Raw genomic sequence first — 17,179 nt, forward strand, 5'->3', positions numbered from 1 at the left:
CGTTCAACCACCCCCCCTCCGCGAGAAGGGTGGGGACGAGGGGACACGCTGCGATTGCTTACTTCACCTCTTTTAAATACCGATCCGAAACACCCTTCTGCACTTCCGCCATCTTGGCGTAGTCGATGGTCTTGGCGCGTGCATATTCCGTTGCGGGCAGGAAACGAGCCGCGGCCTCCTTCGACACGGCACTCGCGCGCACCGGGCGCAGATAGGCGTTTGCCCAAACTGCCTGGCCTTCATCAGACAACACAAAATCCAGCACCTTCTTGCCGTTGGCGGCATTCGGCCCTTTGTTCACCAGGCTCATCACATACGGCACCACTACCGTGCCTTCGGCGGGAATCACGAAGGCGACATTGGCTTTGTCTTTGTATTTGGCGCGGTAGGCGTTGAAATCGTAATCGAGCAGGATCGGGATCTCGCCCGAAAGCACGCGCGCGTACGAAGTTTGCTTCGGCACGATGGGATCGTTCTTCTGCAATTGCGTGAAGTACTTGATGGCGGGGCCGAAGTCATTCATGTTACCGCCCATCGCCTGGTTCACAGCCACTGCACCAACATAACCAACGAACGCGCTTGGGGGATCAAGGTAGCCGATCAGCCCCTTGTATTCGGGCTTCAGGAGGTCCGCCCAGGATTTCGGCACGGGCTTGCCCTTAAGCGCATCCACATTCACCATGAAGCCCAGTGTGCCGGAGTGGATGGTGAACCAGGCGCCGTCGACGTCCTTCAGACCGTCAGGAATGTCGGCCCAGTTGGCGGGCTTGTAACCGGTGACCACGCCTTCCTTCTTCGCCTGAATGCCGAAAGTCACACCGAGATAAGTCACATCCGCGACCGGGTTCCCTTTTTCGGCGACGAGCTGCGACAACGATTGGCCGGAATTCTTGTTGTCCTGCGGAACAGTGATGCCGGTCTTTTCCTTGATGAGCTTCAACTGCGTGCCCCAGTCGGCCCATTCGGGCGGGCAGTTGTAGCAGATAGCGTTTTGCGCGAAGGCCGACAGCGTGAACGATGCGGCGGCGAGTAACGCGGCGGCCCCAATTTTGATGCATTTGAACATGGTTCTCTCCTATGAGGTATTGCCAAGCGGACGAGGTGACGCGGTTCATGCGACAGACGCGGGCGGTTTGATATTGTTGGTCTTTGCGCCGCGTTCAATTATGCCGCATTGGCAAGTCAGGTGTATTGCAGCAGATGGCGCCAGGCTAGCGGGAAACCCAACAATTGCCTGCGATCAAACTCAAGCACTGGCGCGGCATGCAGGCTGGAAAAGACTCGAACGGCAAGCTGGACGCGGGGCTTGCCAAGCAAACGACTGCTTAGTGCAATTTCTTTTTTTCCGACCCCGGTTGCATTGGCGATGAACCCGGATGCTTCGCCGTCACTTTTGGCCGATCGCGCAGCGACTGAAAATACTTGTAGATGTCCACCGCCAGCATCGGCAAATCCTCGCGGCATTCTTGCAGCAGGTCCGCCATCTCGCGCGGCTTGACCTGCTTTAGTGCCTTTGGATCAATCTCTCCGGCGAGCAGGCTGATGGGAAACAAGAGATCGTTGATTTCTTCATCATCGCCGGCTTCAACCCATGGCACGGTCGAGGACTCGACGCCGTCGAGGTATGCCTGGCACCAGGCGGTATAGTCGTACTCGCTTTCGGCGCCCGCCTTGGCCGGCTCGGCGAGATTCAACACCAGACCGAGCGATTCTCCCGCCTTGAGATCGGCGGCAATTTCGTCGTGAAACCGCAGCAGCAAATTCTGGACTTCCTGCGCCTGCGCAGCGCTCTCGTATTCGGGATTGCCGAGCACGGCGGGCAGCCATTGCCCGGACTTCACTTTGACCGGCCCGCTGATGACCGCGCAGACAAAGCCCTGTATCTCGTCGAGGCCCATCGACTGCTTCGCGAATGCGGGCGTAGCCAGTAGGAATTCGAGGTGGGCAATTTCGGCATCCGTCAGAGCGGTGGAAGGCGTTGTGGTCATAAGTGTCTCGATTCAGAATGTAGTGCCCAGCATACCCATTTTTTGAGGCGTGCTGGCGTCGGCACCGCGAATCGGCGAAGTCTCGCCTGCCGCATCACCGAAACGCCCGTGTCAGCGCCTCGTAATCCGAAAGCTCGTTGTATACCTGCGCGGAAATGCGCAGCCAAAGGCGGCCATTGATGTCGATCACGGGCACTTCGATATTGTGTTCACGCAGCAGTTTCAGGCGCCATCTCGCGACCGTTTCTGCGTTGGCTGGCTCATCGACCGGTAAGGGCAGCGTGACCATGCCCGCGAACATCGCCGGCGGCGCGCCGGGTTCCACGCCCCATGCATCCGCGATGCGCGCCGCCGCGGCGCTTGCCTGCTCATGCAACGCTTGGCGATAGCGCCCGATACCAAGCGCCTCGATGAATTCCAGCGCCGCGGTCACCGCCAGCCGTGCGCTGGGGTCGCCTGTCCCCGTCCAGGCGAATTCCTGTTCAAAGCCCAGGCCGAAGTAATTGGAAATCACCGCCGGGTGCAAGTCGCGCTGGCCCGCCGGCGTGGCAACGATGAACCCGCAGCTTTTTGGCGCGCACAGCCACTTGTGGCAATTGCCGACGTACCAATCCACGCCCTGGTCACTCAACGCATCCAGCGATAGCGGCAACATGCCCGGCGCATGGGCGCCATCGACCAGAACCGGCACGCCACGTTCGCGGCACATGGAAACGATGGCATCAAGCGGTGTCACCACCGCCAGCGGCGAGAAGATATGGTCGATGATGGCGAGCCGTGCACCGCCCTCGAGCGCCTGTGCGTAAGCATCGACAATCGACTGCGGTCCCGCGAGCGGCCAGCGAACCTTGGCCTCGATCACTGTGAGGCCGTGCCGTTCGGCGAAGAAGCGCGCCGTGTTCTTCACGGCGGGATAGGCGTGATTCGCGAGCACGATGCGATCGCCCGCTTGCCAGTGTATCGAGCGCAGCACGGCGTTGACGCCGGCAGTGGCGTTCTCGACAAATGCCAACCGCGACGGCGAAGCACCCACAAATTCCGCCAGCCGCGCGCCGGCTGCACGCAAGGCATCAGGCAGGGTATCGACCATGAAGCGCACCGGCTCCTGTTCCATCATCTCGCGCCAGCGCGACTGCGCGGCCTGCACGTGCCTTGGTGTGGCGCCAAACGAGCCGTGGTTAAGAAAGTGAATGGCCGGGTCGAGCGACCACAGGCTGCGCAGGCCGTGACCAAAGGCGGTGCCAGGAATGGGCAGAAGGCTGGGAGTCGGTGAATTCGTCATGTCGCCATCATCATACGATAGCACCTGTGGAATCGGCACTGGGCAAAGAGCCTGCGATTCGCCGGAATTGGAGGTATCGCACCAGCAAGCGGCCTGCACGCCAGTATCCCGGGCAATCCCACGCCCATCTTCCTGCAACATCCTTTTACATTTCCGGTTTCGACGACCGAACTCCGCGCGCTTTTCTGAGTCAAAATGGACATCTGCGTAGTATTGAGTCGGCACGGGCAATGAAGCGCAGGTTCACGCAACGCGAAAGGTGACGATCATGAAAAAATTGCTAATGGTTTCAGTTCTGGTAACGGGAGCGGGCCTGATGTCCGGTTTGGTGGCCGCGCAAGAGGTAGGCAAGGTGCTTTCCAGCACAGCGGTGTCGAAGCGGGTGACTGAGCCGCGCTCGACCTGCGTGGACGATGCCGATGGCCGGCAGCGCTGCCGCACGGAAATGGTGACCGAGGATCGAAACATCGGCTACAAGGTGGTTTATGAATACGCCGGTAAGCAGCACACGGTGCAATTGCCGTTCCCGCCTGGCGCGACCATTGAACTGGACGTTACGCCGGCGGTGCAGACGCTTGCCAATTCGACGCTGCAGGAGGCCGTCATGGCGCCGGAGCGGGTGTATGTGGATCGGGTGGAGCGCGTCTATCGCGAACCGGTGTATGTGGAGCCGGCCTATTATCCGTCGCAGCCCTATTACTATCCCGGTTACTACTCCTCGCCGGTATATCCGCTACTTGGCGTGGCGCTTGGATATACATGGGGGCTTGGGCGCGGGGGATATTGGGGACATGGCAGCCGCGGATGGTCTGGACATCGCGGCCGGTAAGCGCGCAGCTATTGATAGCCTTCATTGACAATAAAGTCTAGCACTGGAGCGGCATCTGGCGCATTTATGCCCAGAGAGGCGCGTCAGCGCTAGAGTTTTAACATTTACCCCGAATTCAATCCGCAAACAGTCGCTTCACTGCCTCCGCATCAAACCGATAGATCTGGTTGCAAATATCGTCCTTGACCTCGACGTAGCCCAGCTCGGCGAGCGTCGCCTCGACTTCCTCCCGGCCAAGTGATCGCAGCATGTTTTCAACCTTCTGCGAATCGCGTTTGCAGGCGTAGGTGACGGGCTTGGCTTCATATACGCGCACGTCTTCTTCGTGAAAAAGCCGCGCCAGCAATTGCTCAGCCGGCAGCGTGGTCAGTTCCGCGTCGCTCACACTGGCGGCCAATTGCTCGACGCGTGCCCAGCCGTCGGCGTCCTTGATATCCGCATTCGGCAGCTTTTGCAGCAGCAGCGCGCCGGCACCGGTCTGGTTAGCGGCCAGCCAGAGGTGCGTGGGCATCTGTTCGGATTGATCGAAGTAATGCTCAAAACACTCCGCGACCGTAAAGCCCGATACCGGCACGATGCTCTGGTAGATCTGCGTGGTGTTGGTATAGGTGAGCGTCATGGCCAGCGTGCAGCCTTCCACCCATTGGGCAAAGGTGGCGGCACTGTCCTTGAAATCCGGGGCGGACATGCCGCGCACGGCGAGCGACTCGGTGCAATCGACAACGGCCAACGGACCCGTGTAGATCGCGTTCTTGCCACCACTGTCCGGTTTGCGCTGGATCTGCAGCGCCGCCTTGCCGGGCTGTTTCAATCCCGCGCCGACGAGCACCGCGACACAGGCCATCTCACCAAGGAACTGCTTGATATTGGCCGGATAGTGTCGGCTGATGTGCATATCGCGCCAGACGTCCGTCAGGCGTACCACCTGGCCGCGGATATCGAGGTTATCGAGGGTAAAGCGACGGCTGTAGTTTTGCAGGCTAGGCATGTCCAAGTTTATCAATATTCGCGACTGAGTTTGTAGCCGGATGCTTGTCGATTTGCTGATTGCCCGGTGGATGTTAGTCAGTGACACACCAATATCGGCGACAATGAAATACGTGAAACCCGGGACCAAAACCACCAGCCAGACACGCTCGCCATTCGCATGGGTTCTGTATCTGCTCGAATGCGAAAATGGCAGCTACTACGCGGGAATCACCACCGATCTCGAACGCCGCTTTGCCGAACATGTATTTGGGTTCGGCGCACGTTACACCCGCGCCAATCCTCCGCGGCGGGTCATCGCGGTGAAGGCGTTTCCGGATCGTGCGAGTGCGTCACGCGCGGAAGCAGCACTGAAGAAATTGCCGCGCTCACGGAAGGTCGCGTTTTTCGCCGCGTAGTCGCGAAAGAGAATCGACGACGCCGGCGATTCAGTGTTTCATCGACCGCTTCAGGTCTCCAGCACGGTACGCTTCACTGGCGAGCTGGTAGTAGCTGATTGCTTCATCGATCAGTTGCTCGGAGAGCGCATCCATCGGCGCCTGCTTGCCGGTAGCCGCATCGACCACGCGCACGCGCGCATTTGGCTTGAGCTCGACGATGCGTCCACTTTCGTAGTAGCCGACGGTTTGATAGTTCGCCATCAATGCGCGTTCGTGCGCGGTTCCTTCGAGCAGAATATCCTGGCCAAAAAATCGCGAGCGGTAACTCACGTTCAACATGCCGAGGATAGTAGGCGATACATCGATCTGCGACGCAATCGTCTCAATCTTCCGTGGCTGCACATGCTTGGGCGCATAAATTACCATCGGGATGTGATAGTTCTCCAGCGGCAATTCCTGGCGCCCGCGCCCTTTGTGCGTATGGTCGGCGACGATGACAAACAGGGTATTGTCGAACCAGGGCTTGGTGCGCGCCTGCTCGATAAATTTACCGATGGCCCAGTCGGTATATTTCACGCCGCCCTCGCGGCTGGTTTTGCTGGGAATGTCGATGCGGCCCTCCGGATACGTGAACGGCCGGTGGTTCGAGGTTGTCATGATGTGCGCGTAAAACGGTTTCGACGCCGCATGACGGGTATCGAGTTCACGCAGCGCGAGGCTGAACAGATCCTCGTCGGCGACCCCCCAGATGTTCTCGAAATGTATCTGCTCGGGTTTCAGCACCGTTCGATCGATCACCGTGTAGCCATTGCCGGCATAGAACGCATTCATGTTGTCGAAGTAGCCGTAGCCGCCATAGAGATACAGCGATTCGTAGCCATGGTCCTTGAACACTTCGCCGATGGTGTAGAGATTGGCATTGTCTGGGCGCTTGACGATGGAATGTCCCGGCGTCGGCGGCACCGACAGGCTAAGCGCCTCCAGTCCGCGCACCGTGCGGGTACCGGTCGCATACAGATGCGTGAACAGCATACCTTCCTCGGCGAGGCGATCAAGGTAAGGCGTGAGGTTCTGTTTGTTGCCAAACGCCGCCATGAATTCAGCGCTGAAACTTTCGACTGAAACCATCACCACGTTGAGCGGTTTGCGCACGCCCGGGCTGACGACGTCCCGAATGAATGGCCGCTGCGTGACGGTGACCGGCACACGCTTGGCGGCAAGTTCGCTCGCCAGCCTCGCAATCGCTTTTGTCCGCGGCAGGGTTTTGTAGAATCGGTCGTAGTCGATTTCATTCGCCCAGAACGCATGCCAGAAATCGAAGTAGCCATTGCCGGCGAGTTCATTGGCCTGCCCGTCGGACGAGAACTCCTTGTAACGCGCATCCAGGACAAATACAGCCAGCGGTGGCAATGCCAGCAGGATGACCGCGGTGATCACGCGGCGGCGCGTCGCAAGGTCACCGGCCCACCATGGCCGGGTCCATCGCGCCAGCACCCACCACAACGCGAGCGTCATCGCACCCACGCCGCCCAACAACAAGGGCAAGTTATACGACTCGCGAATATTGCCGATCACTTCGTTCGTGTAAATGAGGTAATCAACGGCGATGAAATTGAAACGCGAGGCAAATTCGTTCCAGAAAGTGAATTCCGCAAAGCCGACAAACACCAACAGCCCCAGCAGCGGCAACAGCAGCGCCAGCATGACGATGCGCAGCGACCGGTGGCGGGCATTCGGCCATGCCAGCAGCAGCAATCCCAGCGGCGCGAGAAAGAAACAGGCGGTGCCAATATCAAAAGCCAGGCCGATTCCCAGCGCCGGCAGCAGCCGCCATGGCATGAGCGGGCTCGACTCGCCGTTGTAAATCGCCAGGCCAAGACGAACGGCGGCGTTGAAAGCGACGTATGTGAGAAGCAGCAGCCAAAGGATTCGCAGGCGATGGGGCAGGATTCGATCTAGCATTTTTCTTTCAATGGTATGCACATCGGGCATCAAGGCGAACGCGACGAACCTATTATCCCTCTTGCCATGCGCAACCAGAATAACGGTAAAAAATATCAAATTACCCCGAATTCTCCGACAACGCACCAGACATGAGGGTGCAACCCGCTCAGCAGGCCTGCGGTTGGCGCGGGATAGCGCGTCGAGCAGGTTCAATCCGGAGCGTTACCCAATGACGCTATAATTTATCTCGTCACGTTTCTGCCAAGAGATGCAGATGCAACGAGACGCGCCTCGCGTCTCGAAACAGGTTATGACCAAACCGGAGAAACACCGCATGTCTGACAATGCCCCGACGTTTTCTGAATCGCTTTCCGAGTGGCAGAAGGCCGCGAGCAAATCAGCGCCCGGTGGACGCTTGGCTGACCTAAATTGGGTTACCCCCGAGGGCATCACTATCAAGCCGTTGTATACGGCTGCCGATGGAAAAGGCCTGCCTTACAGCGATACACTACCTGGATTCGCGCCCTTCGTGCGCGGGCCGCACGCCACGATGTTCGCGGCACGGCCTTGGACCATTCGCCAGTACGCGGGATTTTCCACCGCCGAGGCATCGAACGAGTTTTACCGCAATGCGCTGAACGCGGGCGGGCAGGGCGTCAGCGTCGCATTCGATCTCGCCACCCACCGTGGCTACGACAGCGACCACCCGCGTGTGACCGGTGATGTCGGCAAGGCCGGCGTGGCGATCGACAGCGTACTCGACATGAAGATCCTTTTCGACGGTATTCCGCTCGACAAGGTATCTGTGTCAATGACAATGAATGGTGCGGTGCTGCCGGTATTGGCGGGCTACGTAGTCGCCGCCGAAGAGCAAGGCGTCGCGCAGGACAAGCTTTCAGGGACCATCCAGAACGACATTCTCAAGGAGTTCATGGTCCGCAATACCTATATCTATCCGCCTGAACCGAGCATGCGCATCATCGGCGACATCATTGCTTACACCGCAAGCCACATGCCGAAGTTCAACTCGATTTCCATTTCCGGCTATCACATGCAGGAAGCGGGGGCAAACCAGGCGCTGGAGCTGGCGTTTACGCTAGCCGACGGTCGTGAATATGTCCGCACCGCGCTGGCCAAGGGTCTGGATATCGACGATTTCGCCGGGCGGCTCAGCTTCTTCTGGGGCATCGGCATGAATTTCTACCTGGAGATCGCCAAGCTGCGCGCGGCGCGACTCCTGTGGTGGCGGATCATGACGGCGTGCGGCGCGAAGAACCCGAAGAGTCTGATGTTGCGCACGCATTGTCAGACATCTGGCTGGAGCCTGACTGAGCAGGACCCATACAACAACATCGTGCGCACGACTATCGAAGCCATGGCAGCAGTATTCGGCGGCACCCAGAGCCTGCATACCAACAGCTTCGATGAGGCGATCGCATTGCCGACCGAGTTCAGTTCGCGGATCGCACGCAATACACAGCTCGTATTGCAGGAGGAAACGCATATCTGCAACGTTGTCGACCCGTGGGCCGGCAGCTACATGATGGAAAAACTGACGCAAGACATGGCCGATACCGCGTGGGCCATCATCGAAGAAGTTGAAGCGATGGGCGGCATGACGAAGGCCGTTGATAGTGGCTGGGCGAAACTTAAAATCGAAGCGAGTGCGGCCCAGAAGCAGGCGTGCATCGATTCGGGCGCGGACGTGATTGTTGGCGTCAACAAGTACAAGCTCGCCAAGGAAGATGCCATCGAATCACGCGATATTGACAATCACGCCGTGCGCGACAATCAGGTTGGCAGGCTGCTGCTGTTAAGGGCTTCTCGCGATGTGCCGGCGGTAACAGCCGCGCTGGCTGCGCTGACCGCCTGCGCGCAGTCGGGTGAAGGCAATCTGCTTGACCTCAGCATCAAGGCCATGCGCGTGCGTGCCACCGTCGGCGAAGTCAGCGACGCGTTGGAGAAGGTCTGGGGACGCCATCGTGCGGATATTCAAAAGGTGACCGGTGTGTATGCAGCCGCTTACGACAGTGCCGAGGGCTGGGATGCGCTCAAGGCAGAAATCGCCGCCTTCGCCGAGAGCGAGGGTAGGCGTCCACGCGTGATGATCGCGAAGCTCGGGCAGGACGGTCATGACCGCGGCGCCAAGGTGGTGGCCACCGCCTTCGCGGACCTGGGATTCGATGTCGATATCGGACCGCTGTTCCAGACCGCGGAGGAATGCGCGCGCCAGGCTATTGAAAATGACGTACACGCGGTCGGCGTAAGTACACTGGCGGCGGGTCACAAGACACTGGTGCCGGCCATTATCGAGGCATTGAAGGCGCAGGGCGCCAAGGACATCATCGTCTTCGTCGGTGGCGTGGTTCCCCGGCAGGATTACGACATGCTTTACGAGGCGGGCGTGAAAGGCATTTACGGGCCCGGCACGCCGATTCCCGCCAGCGCCAAAGACGTGCTCGAGCAGATCAAGGCAAACCTTTCCAAAGCCTGAGCGCCTGCGTCCGTGAATTCCGCCGATGAGGCACTGATGCAGGGCGTCCGCCAGCGCGACCGGCGCGCACTGGCTAAAACCATCACGTTACTAGAGTCAACCCGTTCCGATCACCGCCTACGCGCGGACGCGCTGCTCAATATCTTGTTGCCGGAAACCGGAAAGGCCATGCGCCTCGGAATTTCCGGGGTTCCTGGTGTCGGCAAGTCAACTTTTATTGAGGCATTGGGCCTGTATTTGATTGCGAAGGGAAAACGCGTCGCAGTGCTCGCGATAGATCCCTCGTCAAGCGTATCCGGCGGCTCCATCCTCGGCGACAAGACACGCATGGAGCACTTGTCAGTACACGAGTCCGCCTACATTCGTCCCAGCCCTGCTTCCGGTACGTTGGGCGGCGTCGCGGAAAAGACGCGTGAAGCGATGCTGGTATGCGAAGCGGCCGGGTACGACGTCGTCATCGTTGAGACCGTCGGTGTCGGGCAGTCGGAGACGGCGGTAGCGGGCATGACCGACATGTTTGTGCTGATGCTGTTGCCTAACGCCGGCGATGACCTGCAGGCGATCAAGCGCGGCGTCATGGAACTCGCTGATCTGGTGGTCATCAACAAGGCTGATATCGACCTGGCGGCGGCCACCCGTGCCGAGGCGCAGATCACGAGCGCACTGCGTATCTTCAGTTCGCACGGCAAGGACTCGCATGCCACCGACCACTGGCTTACGCGCGTGATGTCGTTGAGCGCCTTGAAGGGCCAAGGCCTCGAAACGTTCTGGGCGCATGTTGAAAAATTTCATCATTTGCGGCAGACCAGCGGCGAATTCGCTGCGCGGCGCAAACAGCAGGCAATGGCTTGGATGTGGGACATCGTGCACGCCCGCCTGCGCGCTGATTTTCATCAGCACCCCGCCGTACGTAATGCGCTGGTACCAACGCTTCAGGACGTAGCCGAAGCGCGCGTGGCGCCTTCATCAGCTGCCCGCGCTTTGCTCAACTTGTTTGAACACGATGCAAGCGGCCTTCCACCACGCACCAATTGATCATAACTCTACTCAAACCTATTTCCCATGGAAAATTCAGCCTCTGCAACTCGGCCCTTCAAGGTTCTCGGCATTCAGCAAGTTGCCATCGGCGGCCCTGACAAATCGCGCTTGCGATCACTGTGGGTCGATCTGCTGGGTCTTGAGGCGACGGGTAATTTTGTCAGCGTGTCTGAAAACGTGGACGAGGACATTTGCACCATGGGGCACGGGGCCTTCAAGGTCGAAGTTGATTTGATGCAGCCTCTCGACGTCGACAAGAAGCCAGCTGTACATACCACTCCGCTGAATCACATCGGCCTGTGGATTGATGACCTGCCGACGGCCGTTGCGTGGCTCACCGCGCAGGGCTTGCGCTTTACGCCTGGCGGGATACGCAAAGGCGCGAGCGGCCATGACATCTGTTTTATTCACCCGAAGAGCAGTGCCGATTTTCCGTTTGCCGGCGAGGGGGTGCTGATCGAACTGGTGCAGGCGCCCGCAAAGCTTGTTGCAACTTTGCGCGGCTGATTCTAACCCTAGCACTGGCGGGCCTCTCAAGGCGCATATGAAATGTATCTGCACGATCCGGATTACCCCGCGCTGCGCGAGTCCGACGACTCAGCCAAAACCGGGCCAATGCATTGGTTTGGAAGGCAATTGTGGTTCGCAAACCGGGTGCCCGTTATCGCGCACAATTGGGTAATTTCGTTCGCGCAACAACATCGGTGGCGAAGTTCTTGTATTCGATGGCTGTCGACATTTTGGTTCTCTCCTTCTTTCCAGCTGGCGGCTCAAAAAAATGGGGCCTAGAAAAACCGGGCCCCTTCTGTTCATGCAATTTCTGAACCCGCTATTTTATTAAACGTCGTGGGAATTTTTAAAAGTTTTCTGGGAACCTACAACCTAATGTCAAACATCCAAATTATTGACAACTAGCGCGTTGGTTTCAATAAATGCGCGGCGCGGTTCGACATCGTCGCCCATCAGCGTCGCAAAAATCTCATCCGCACCAATGGCATCCTCAATCTGTACGCGGTGAAGGATGCGGACTTTGGGGTCCATGGTGGTTTCCCACAGTTGCGATGGATTCATCTCGCCCAACCCCTTGTAGCGTTGAATGTGCATGCTGTCCTTGGCTTGGCTAAGCAGCCAGTCGAGGGCTTCGCTGAAGTTTTTAACGGCAAGCACCTTTTCGCCACGGCGAATTTCGGCACCTTCCCGAATCAGACCGTTCAACATCAGGGATGCTTTGACGATTTGTTCATAGTCGCCGGTTTCGATCAATGTGGAATCTATCACCGTTTCGCGGGTGTTGCCGTGCAATGTTTTGACGCATCGCAGGCGATACCCGTCATGTACTTCATCCTGCTCAACCTTGATGGCAATCGTCTTTGAGCCCACCGCGTCGCTCAGCCATACGGCTGCCTTTGAGGCGCTTTCTGCATTGCCCAAATCAATGCGCGGACAATTCAGGAAACCGCGCAGGACTTCCGGGTCAAGGGTGCGTGAGAGGCGGTTAATCACCGCATCGGTCATTAGGAATTCGCTCGCAATATGGGCCAGCGCATCGCCGGTAATGCCGGCGCTGCCCCCACCTGGATTCAAAACGGCATCATTCAGCGCCTTGCTTAGCTGCGCGGATTTCAGCTCGAGTTCATCCTTTACATAGCGTTCTTCCTTGCCCATCTTGATCTTGTACAGCGGTGGCTGCGCAATGTAGACGTATCCGTTCTCAACCAACTGCGGCATCTGGCGATAGAAAAAGGTCAACAATAACGTGCGGATATGCGCGCCGTCCACGTCCGCATCGGTCATGATAATAATGCGGTGATAGCGAAGTTTGTCGTGATTGAAATCATCCTTGCCAATACCGGCGCCCAGTGCAGTGATCAGGGTCGCAATCTGCTCGGAAGAAATAACCTTGTCGATGCGCGCCTTCTCGACGTTCAGCACCTTTCCGCGCAACGGCAGGATGGCCTGAAATTTACGGTCGCGGCCTTGCTTGGCAGAACCGCCGGCCGAATCGCCCTCGACGATGTAGATCTCGCAGAGCGCGGGATCTTTTTCCTGACAATCGGCCAGTTTTCCTGGTAGCCCGACACCATCGAGTACCCCTTTGCGACGGGTCAGTTCCCGTGCCTTGCGGGCCGCTTCGCGCGCACGCGCGGCGTCGACAATTTTTCCGCAAATGGTTTTAGCGTCGGCGGGATTTTCGAGCAAGTATTCGGTGAGCTTTGTGGCGACCACCTCTGATACGACCGGCTGTACTTCCGACGAAACCAATTTATCCTTGGTCTGTGAGGAAAATTTTGGCTCGGGCACCTTGACTGACAACACACAAGTCAGCCCCTCGCGCATGTCATCCCCCGAGGTTTCCACCTTGGCCTTCTTGGCAAAATCATTTTCTTCGATGAACTTATTGATCACCCGCGTCATGGCGGTCCGCAAGCCGGTCAGATGCGTTCCTCCATCGCGTTGCGGAATGTTGTTGGTGAAGACCTGTACCGACTCGCCGTAGCTGTCGTTCCATTGCATGGACACTTCAACCGTCATCCCCTCCTTTTCGCCGACCGCATGAAAGACGCGCGGATGCAGAACGGTTTTGCTGCGATTCATGTATTCAACAAAACCCTTCACCCCGCCCGAATAAGCAAAATTCTCGCTCTTGCCGTTACGTTGATCGATCAATTCGATCTTGACGCCATTGTTCAAGAAGGAAAGTTCTCTCAAGCGCTTCGCCAGAATCTCATAGTGAAATTCTATATGCGCGAAGGTCTCTCTTGCCGCCAGGAAATGCACTTCCGTGCCGCGTTTCTCGGTACTACCCACAACAGCCAAGGGTGCGACGCGTTCTCCGTGTCGAAATTCCATTTGATGCGCTTTGCCGTCGCGCCAGATTCGCAACTTCAGCCATTCAGAAAGCGCATTGACGACCGAGACACCGACGCCATGCAAGCCACCCGATACCTTGTAGGAATTAGCGTCAAACTTGCCGCCGGCGTGCAATTCCGTCATGACGATTTCCGCTGCTGATCGCTTGAACTCGTCGTCTTCTTTTATTCCGGTCGGTATGCCGCGGCCATTGTCCATGACCGAAATCGAGTTATCGGAATGGATCGTGATTTTGATGTCGTCGCAATAACCTGCCAAGGCTTCGTCAATTGCGTTATCCACGACTTCAAATACCATGTGGTGGAGCCCTGAGCCATCGGAGGTGTCGCCGATGTACATTCCTGGACGTTTACGGACGGCTTCCAGTCCCTTGAGAATCTTGATGGAATCGGAATCATAAGCGGCTGCGTCTTGCGTCTTTGGTGCTGACATTGAGATCCTGGTCTATTTTCTGTTCTTGCAATGCCGGTCATTGCGTTCATTCCGGCGTTTGGCAAATATTCTTGCCGCGTGAGTATTCGGCCTTTGCGTCTGTCGCGATGCCTAGATTCGCATGGGCATCACAACATATTTGAATTCGTCACCGCCCGGCTGAGTGAACAATGCGCTGGACATATTTGCTTCGCCAAGCGATAGCATTACATTTTCGTTCGTCAGGTGATTGAGAACATCCAGCAGATAGGCAATATTGAAAGCAATGTCCATCGCCTCTTTGTCATACGCGATCGGCAGATTTTCTTCCGCTTCCTCCTGCTCGTTGTTACTGCAGATGATGGAAAGCGATTCCTTCGTAAATACGAGGCGAACACCTCTAATCTTGTCATTCGAGAGTATCGACGCGCGTTGCAGAGCTGACAGGAACTCTGCTCTATTGATGGTGACGTGATTGCTGTAGCCGGTCGGAATGACCTTCGTGTAATCCGGAAACTTGCCTTCAACTATCTTGCTGACAATCTCGATGCCCGCGAAACTGAACTTGACCTGATTCTGATGCATTCTCAGTTGTATCGGATCGTCGCTCTCATCCAGCAACTTGATCAATTCGAGCGCTGTTTTTCGCGGCAGGATTGCCTCTATCTTGGCGACCGGTTCCGGTAGCTTGTAGCTTGCCATCGACAAGCGGTGGCCGTCGGTCGCAACAACGCGCAAGATGTCGCTCTCCGTTGATAGCAAGACACCGTTCAGGTAATAGCGTATGTCCTGAACCGCCATGGCGAATTGAACGAGTCCCAGTACTCTTTTGAATTCTTTCTGGGGTAGGGAAAATTCTGTCGCTTCGTCTTTCGCTTCGGCGATCTTTGGAAAATCTGCGGCGGCCAGGGTTTGAAGGGCGAAGCGGCTCTTGCCGGCTTTCACGGTCAAGCGGCTTTCTTTGGTTTCGAGCGTGGTATCCGCATCGTGTGGCAAGGCCCGCAATATGTCCTGCAGTTTCTTCGCGCCCACCGTCAAACTGCCAGGTTTGTGGGCCATATCCAATTTGGCGCTAGCCCTGATTTGAACTTCGAGATCTGTTGCCAGAAAGTTCACGTTGTGTTCGTTCACCTCTACCAGGACGTTGGAGAGAATAGGAAGAGTATGGCGACGCTCAACTATGCCCGTTACAAACTGAAGCGGTCCCAACAAGGTGTTGTTCTTAGCTTTTATAGTAAACATATAAGTAAACCTAGTAGTAATAATTAAGGGTTAACCTTTTTGGCCATAAAGGCCCTATTTATTTTTATTTCAGATACTTAGCATCACTCAAACCTGGCAGATGAAAGCGTTTAAACCTGTGTGAAAAAGTGGATAAGATAAAGAAGAAATTTGAAATTCACATCGAATGAAGGATTATCCACAGGCAATCAAGGTACATATCAGATGATATCAACGTACTTATACGGCAAATGAGAAAAGGAAATTTACTTAACCGCGCAGAATTTGGACCAGCAACGCATGATCGCGGGCGATGCCCTGATCGGCTTCCACTAACTGTTGCACCTTGCGGCAGGCGTGCAGCACCGTGGTGTGATCGCGACCGCCAAAGGCTTCGCCGATCTCTGGCAAAGACATGGGCGTGAGTTCTTTTGCCAATGCCATCGCCACCTGTCTTGGACGGGCCAGCGACCTAACTCGTTTTTTTGAGTACATTTCAGCGACCTTGATCTTGTAATAGTCAGCCACAGTCTTCTGAATATTATCGATGGAAATTTGTCGGTTCAGTACCGCAAGCAAATCTTTTAGCGCATCCTTTGCCGACGAAATAGAGACCGGCATGTTATTGAATCGCGAATAAGCCAGGACGCGTTTCAATCCCCCCTCCAACTCTCGGACATTGGAGCGGATATGTTTAGCGATGAAGAATGCGACATCTTCATCCAGCGTCATTCCCTCGCTTTCCGCTTTTTTGATGAGGATCGCGACACGCATTTCGAGTTCTGGTGGTTCAACAGAAACTGTGAGTCCCCAACCGAAGCGGGAAATCAATCGATCATCGATATTCGATATCTCCTTGGGAAATCGATCGCTGGTCATAACAACCTGCTTTCCACCTTCGATCAGGGCATTGAAGGCGTAGAAGAATTCTTCCTGGGTGCGCGACTTGCCACCGAAGAATTGAATATCATCGACAAGTAACAGATCAAGTGTGTGATATGAACGCTTGAATGAGTCAAAGGCCTTGTGCTGATAAGCGCGAACCACGTCGGTAACAAATTGTTCAGCGTGGATATAGCGGATATTGGCTCTTGGATTCTTTTCCCGCAGTTGATTGCCTATTGCCTGAACCAGATGGGTTTTTCCCAATCCGGTTGCGCCATATACAAACAGCGGGTTATAAGCTTGCCCGGGATTCTCCGCGACCTGGGATGCAGCGGCACGCGCAAATTGATTGGCCTTGCCGCCAACAAAGCTGTTGAAAGTAAAAGTTGGGTTAAGACGATGTTCAGGCGTGCGTAAGGGGGCGGTTGTTGGAACGGAGGTGAAATTGGCGTTATGGATTACCGGCACTTCGGCCTCGTCTAACTTGATGGTGTCCCTCGGAAAAACGTCAGTGGTACCGATGTCCGCCTCTTCGAGTGCGAGGTCAACGCGAACTGGGCGCGCAAAGTATTTTTCGCCTGCATGCTCAATTTGCGTAAGTACCCGATCCTTTACCCATTGCAGCACATAACGATTGGGGGCCACCAGCGTGAAGTTATCGCCATCCTGTTCCCACCGGAGGGGTTTTATCCACGTGGTGAACTGATGTTGCGACAACTCTTGTTTAAAAACGTCGACGCAAGATAACCAAAACGGGTGCATGAAGGGACCGGAAGGAACGAAAAAGGGGAGAGATTGAAACGAAAGAAAACAACGGCGGTGCAGATAGCGAATTTTACCCTTTTTTGT

General features: G+C 56.4%; 13 protein-coding genes. 5 read left to right on the top strand and 8 right to left on the bottom strand.

From position 1 onward, the window contains the following. Window positions 1–58 precede the first annotated feature (58 nt). The 3 genes from IPP88_04390 to IPP88_04400 form a co-directional block, all read right to left on the bottom strand. Complete coding sequence (locus tag IPP88_04390) at window positions 59–1,066, bottom strand: ABC transporter substrate-binding protein (protein ID MBL0121982.1); 1,008 nt, start codon at window positions 1,064–1,066, stop codon at window positions 59–61. Between the two features lie 259 nt (window positions 1,067–1,325). Then, window positions 1,326–1,988: a YecA family protein gene (locus IPP88_04395; GenBank protein ID MBL0121983.1), complete on the bottom strand. Its 663-nt coding sequence runs from the start codon at window positions 1,986–1,988 to the stop codon at window positions 1,326–1,328. A 94-nt stretch (window positions 1,989–2,082) separates the two neighbouring features. Next, complete coding sequence (locus IPP88_04400; GenBank protein MBL0121984.1) at window positions 2,083–3,201, bottom strand: aminotransferase class V-fold PLP-dependent enzyme; 1,119 nt, start codon at window positions 3,199–3,201, stop codon at window positions 2,083–2,085. A 337-nt stretch (window positions 3,202–3,538) separates the two neighbouring features. Here IPP88_04400 and IPP88_04405 point away from each other — a divergent pair, with 337 nt between their 5' ends. Continuing rightward, complete coding sequence (locus IPP88_04405) at window positions 3,539–4,099, top strand: hypothetical protein (GenBank protein MBL0121985.1); 561 nt, start codon at window positions 3,539–3,541, stop codon at window positions 4,097–4,099. Between the two features lie 115 nt (window positions 4,100–4,214). Here the strand turns inward: IPP88_04405 and IPP88_04410 are convergent, their stop codons facing one another. Continuing rightward, complete coding sequence (locus tag IPP88_04410) at window positions 4,215–5,093, bottom strand: Hsp33 family molecular chaperone HslO (GenBank protein MBL0121986.1); 879 nt, start codon at window positions 5,091–5,093, stop codon at window positions 4,215–4,217. A gap of 97 nt (window positions 5,094–5,190) precedes the next feature. Between IPP88_04410 and IPP88_04415 the strand changes: the two genes are divergently transcribed. Continuing rightward, window positions 5,191–5,484, top strand: a complete 294-nt coding sequence (locus IPP88_04415; GenBank protein ID MBL0121987.1) for a GIY-YIG nuclease family protein — start codon at window positions 5,191–5,193, stop codon at window positions 5,482–5,484. A 30-nt stretch (window positions 5,485–5,514) separates the two neighbouring features. On the opposite strand, the gene IPP88_04420 is transcribed toward IPP88_04415, so the two are convergent. Further along, window positions 5,515–7,416, bottom strand: a complete 1,902-nt coding sequence (locus IPP88_04420) for an LTA synthase family protein (GenBank protein MBL0121988.1) — start codon at window positions 7,414–7,416, stop codon at window positions 5,515–5,517. 328 nt (window positions 7,417–7,744) lie between these two features. Here IPP88_04420 and scpA point away from each other — a divergent pair, with 328 nt between their 5' ends. From scpA to IPP88_04435, 3 genes are read left to right on the top strand one after another with little or no spacing between them, the layout of a single operon-like run. Next, the gene (gene scpA / locus IPP88_04425) at window positions 7,745–9,904 is read left to right on the top strand and encodes a methylmalonyl-CoA mutase (protein ID MBL0121989.1); all 2,160 of its coding nucleotides are present in this window, start codon (window positions 7,745–7,747) and stop codon (window positions 9,902–9,904) included. A gap of 36 nt (window positions 9,905–9,940) precedes the next feature. After that, the gene (gene meaB, locus IPP88_04430; GenBank protein ID MBL0121990.1) at window positions 9,941–10,939 is read left to right on the top strand and encodes a methylmalonyl Co-A mutase-associated GTPase MeaB; all 999 of its coding nucleotides are present in this window, start codon (window positions 9,941–9,943) and stop codon (window positions 10,937–10,939) included. A 27-nt stretch (window positions 10,940–10,966) separates the two neighbouring features. Then, on the top strand, window positions 10,967–11,449 hold the full coding sequence (locus IPP88_04435; GenBank protein MBL0121991.1) for a VOC family protein: 483 nt from the start codon (window positions 10,967–10,969) through the stop codon (window positions 11,447–11,449). Window positions 11,450–11,830: 381 nt separating this feature from the next. On the opposite strand, the gene gyrB is transcribed toward IPP88_04435, so the two are convergent. From gyrB to dnaA, 3 genes are all read right to left on the bottom strand, one after another. Beyond that, a complete protein-coding gene (gyrB, locus tag IPP88_04440; protein ID MBL0121992.1) occupies window positions 11,831–14,245 on the bottom strand; it encodes a DNA topoisomerase (ATP-hydrolyzing) subunit B in 2,415 nt (804 codons plus the stop codon). A gap of 111 nt (window positions 14,246–14,356) precedes the next feature. Continuing rightward, window positions 14,357–15,466 carry a DNA polymerase III subunit beta gene (locus tag IPP88_04445; protein MBL0121993.1) on the bottom strand — a complete coding sequence of 370 codons (1,110 nt, stop codon included), beginning with the start codon at window positions 15,464–15,466 and terminating at the stop codon, window positions 14,357–14,359. A gap of 249 nt (window positions 15,467–15,715) precedes the next feature. Further along, window positions 15,716–17,092 (bottom strand): chromosomal replication initiator protein DnaA, encoded by a 1,377-nt coding sequence (gene dnaA, locus IPP88_04450; GenBank protein MBL0121994.1) that lies wholly within the window; start codon window positions 17,090–17,092, stop codon window positions 15,716–15,718. Window positions 17,093–17,179 lie beyond the last annotated feature (87 nt).

Source organism: Betaproteobacteria bacterium (genome assembly GCA_016720925.1).
In the GTDB taxonomy this organism is placed as follows: Bacteria; Pseudomonadota; Gammaproteobacteria; order Burkholderiales; family Usitatibacteraceae; genus UKL13-2.

Excerpts from the sequence above, each read along its gene's own strand:
- gyrB (MBL0121992.1), bottom strand. The coding sequence starts at position 14,245 with ATGTCAGCACCAAAGACGCAAGACGCAGCCGCTTATGATTCCGATTCC.
- IPP88_04405 (MBL0121985.1), top strand. The coding sequence starts at position 3,539 with ATGAAAAAATTGCTAATGGTTTCAGTTCTGGTAACGGGAGCGGGCCTG.
- scpA (MBL0121989.1), top strand. The coding sequence starts at position 7,745 with ATGTCTGACAATGCCCCGACGTTTTCTGAATCGCTTTCCGAGTGGCAG.
- IPP88_04390 (MBL0121982.1), bottom strand. The coding sequence starts at position 1,066 with ATGTTCAAATGCATCAAAATTGGGGCCGCCGCGTTACTCGCCGCCGCA.
- IPP88_04395 (MBL0121983.1), bottom strand. The coding sequence starts at position 1,988 with ATGACCACAACGCCTTCCACCGCTCTGACGGATGCCGAAATTGCCCAC.
- IPP88_04415 (MBL0121987.1), top strand. The coding sequence starts at position 5,191 with ATGAAATACGTGAAACCCGGGACCAAAACCACCAGCCAGACACGCTCG.
- IPP88_04435 (MBL0121991.1), top strand. The coding sequence starts at position 10,967 with ATGGAAAATTCAGCCTCTGCAACTCGGCCCTTCAAGGTTCTCGGCATT.
- dnaA (MBL0121994.1), bottom strand. The coding sequence starts at position 17,092 with ATGCACCCGTTTTGGTTATCTTGCGTCGACGTTTTTAAACAAGAGTTG.
- meaB (MBL0121990.1), top strand. The coding sequence starts at position 9,941 with ATGCAGGGCGTCCGCCAGCGCGACCGGCGCGCACTGGCTAAAACCATC.
- IPP88_04445 (MBL0121993.1), bottom strand. The coding sequence starts at position 15,466 with ATGTTTACTATAAAAGCTAAGAACAACACCTTGTTGGGACCGCTTCAG.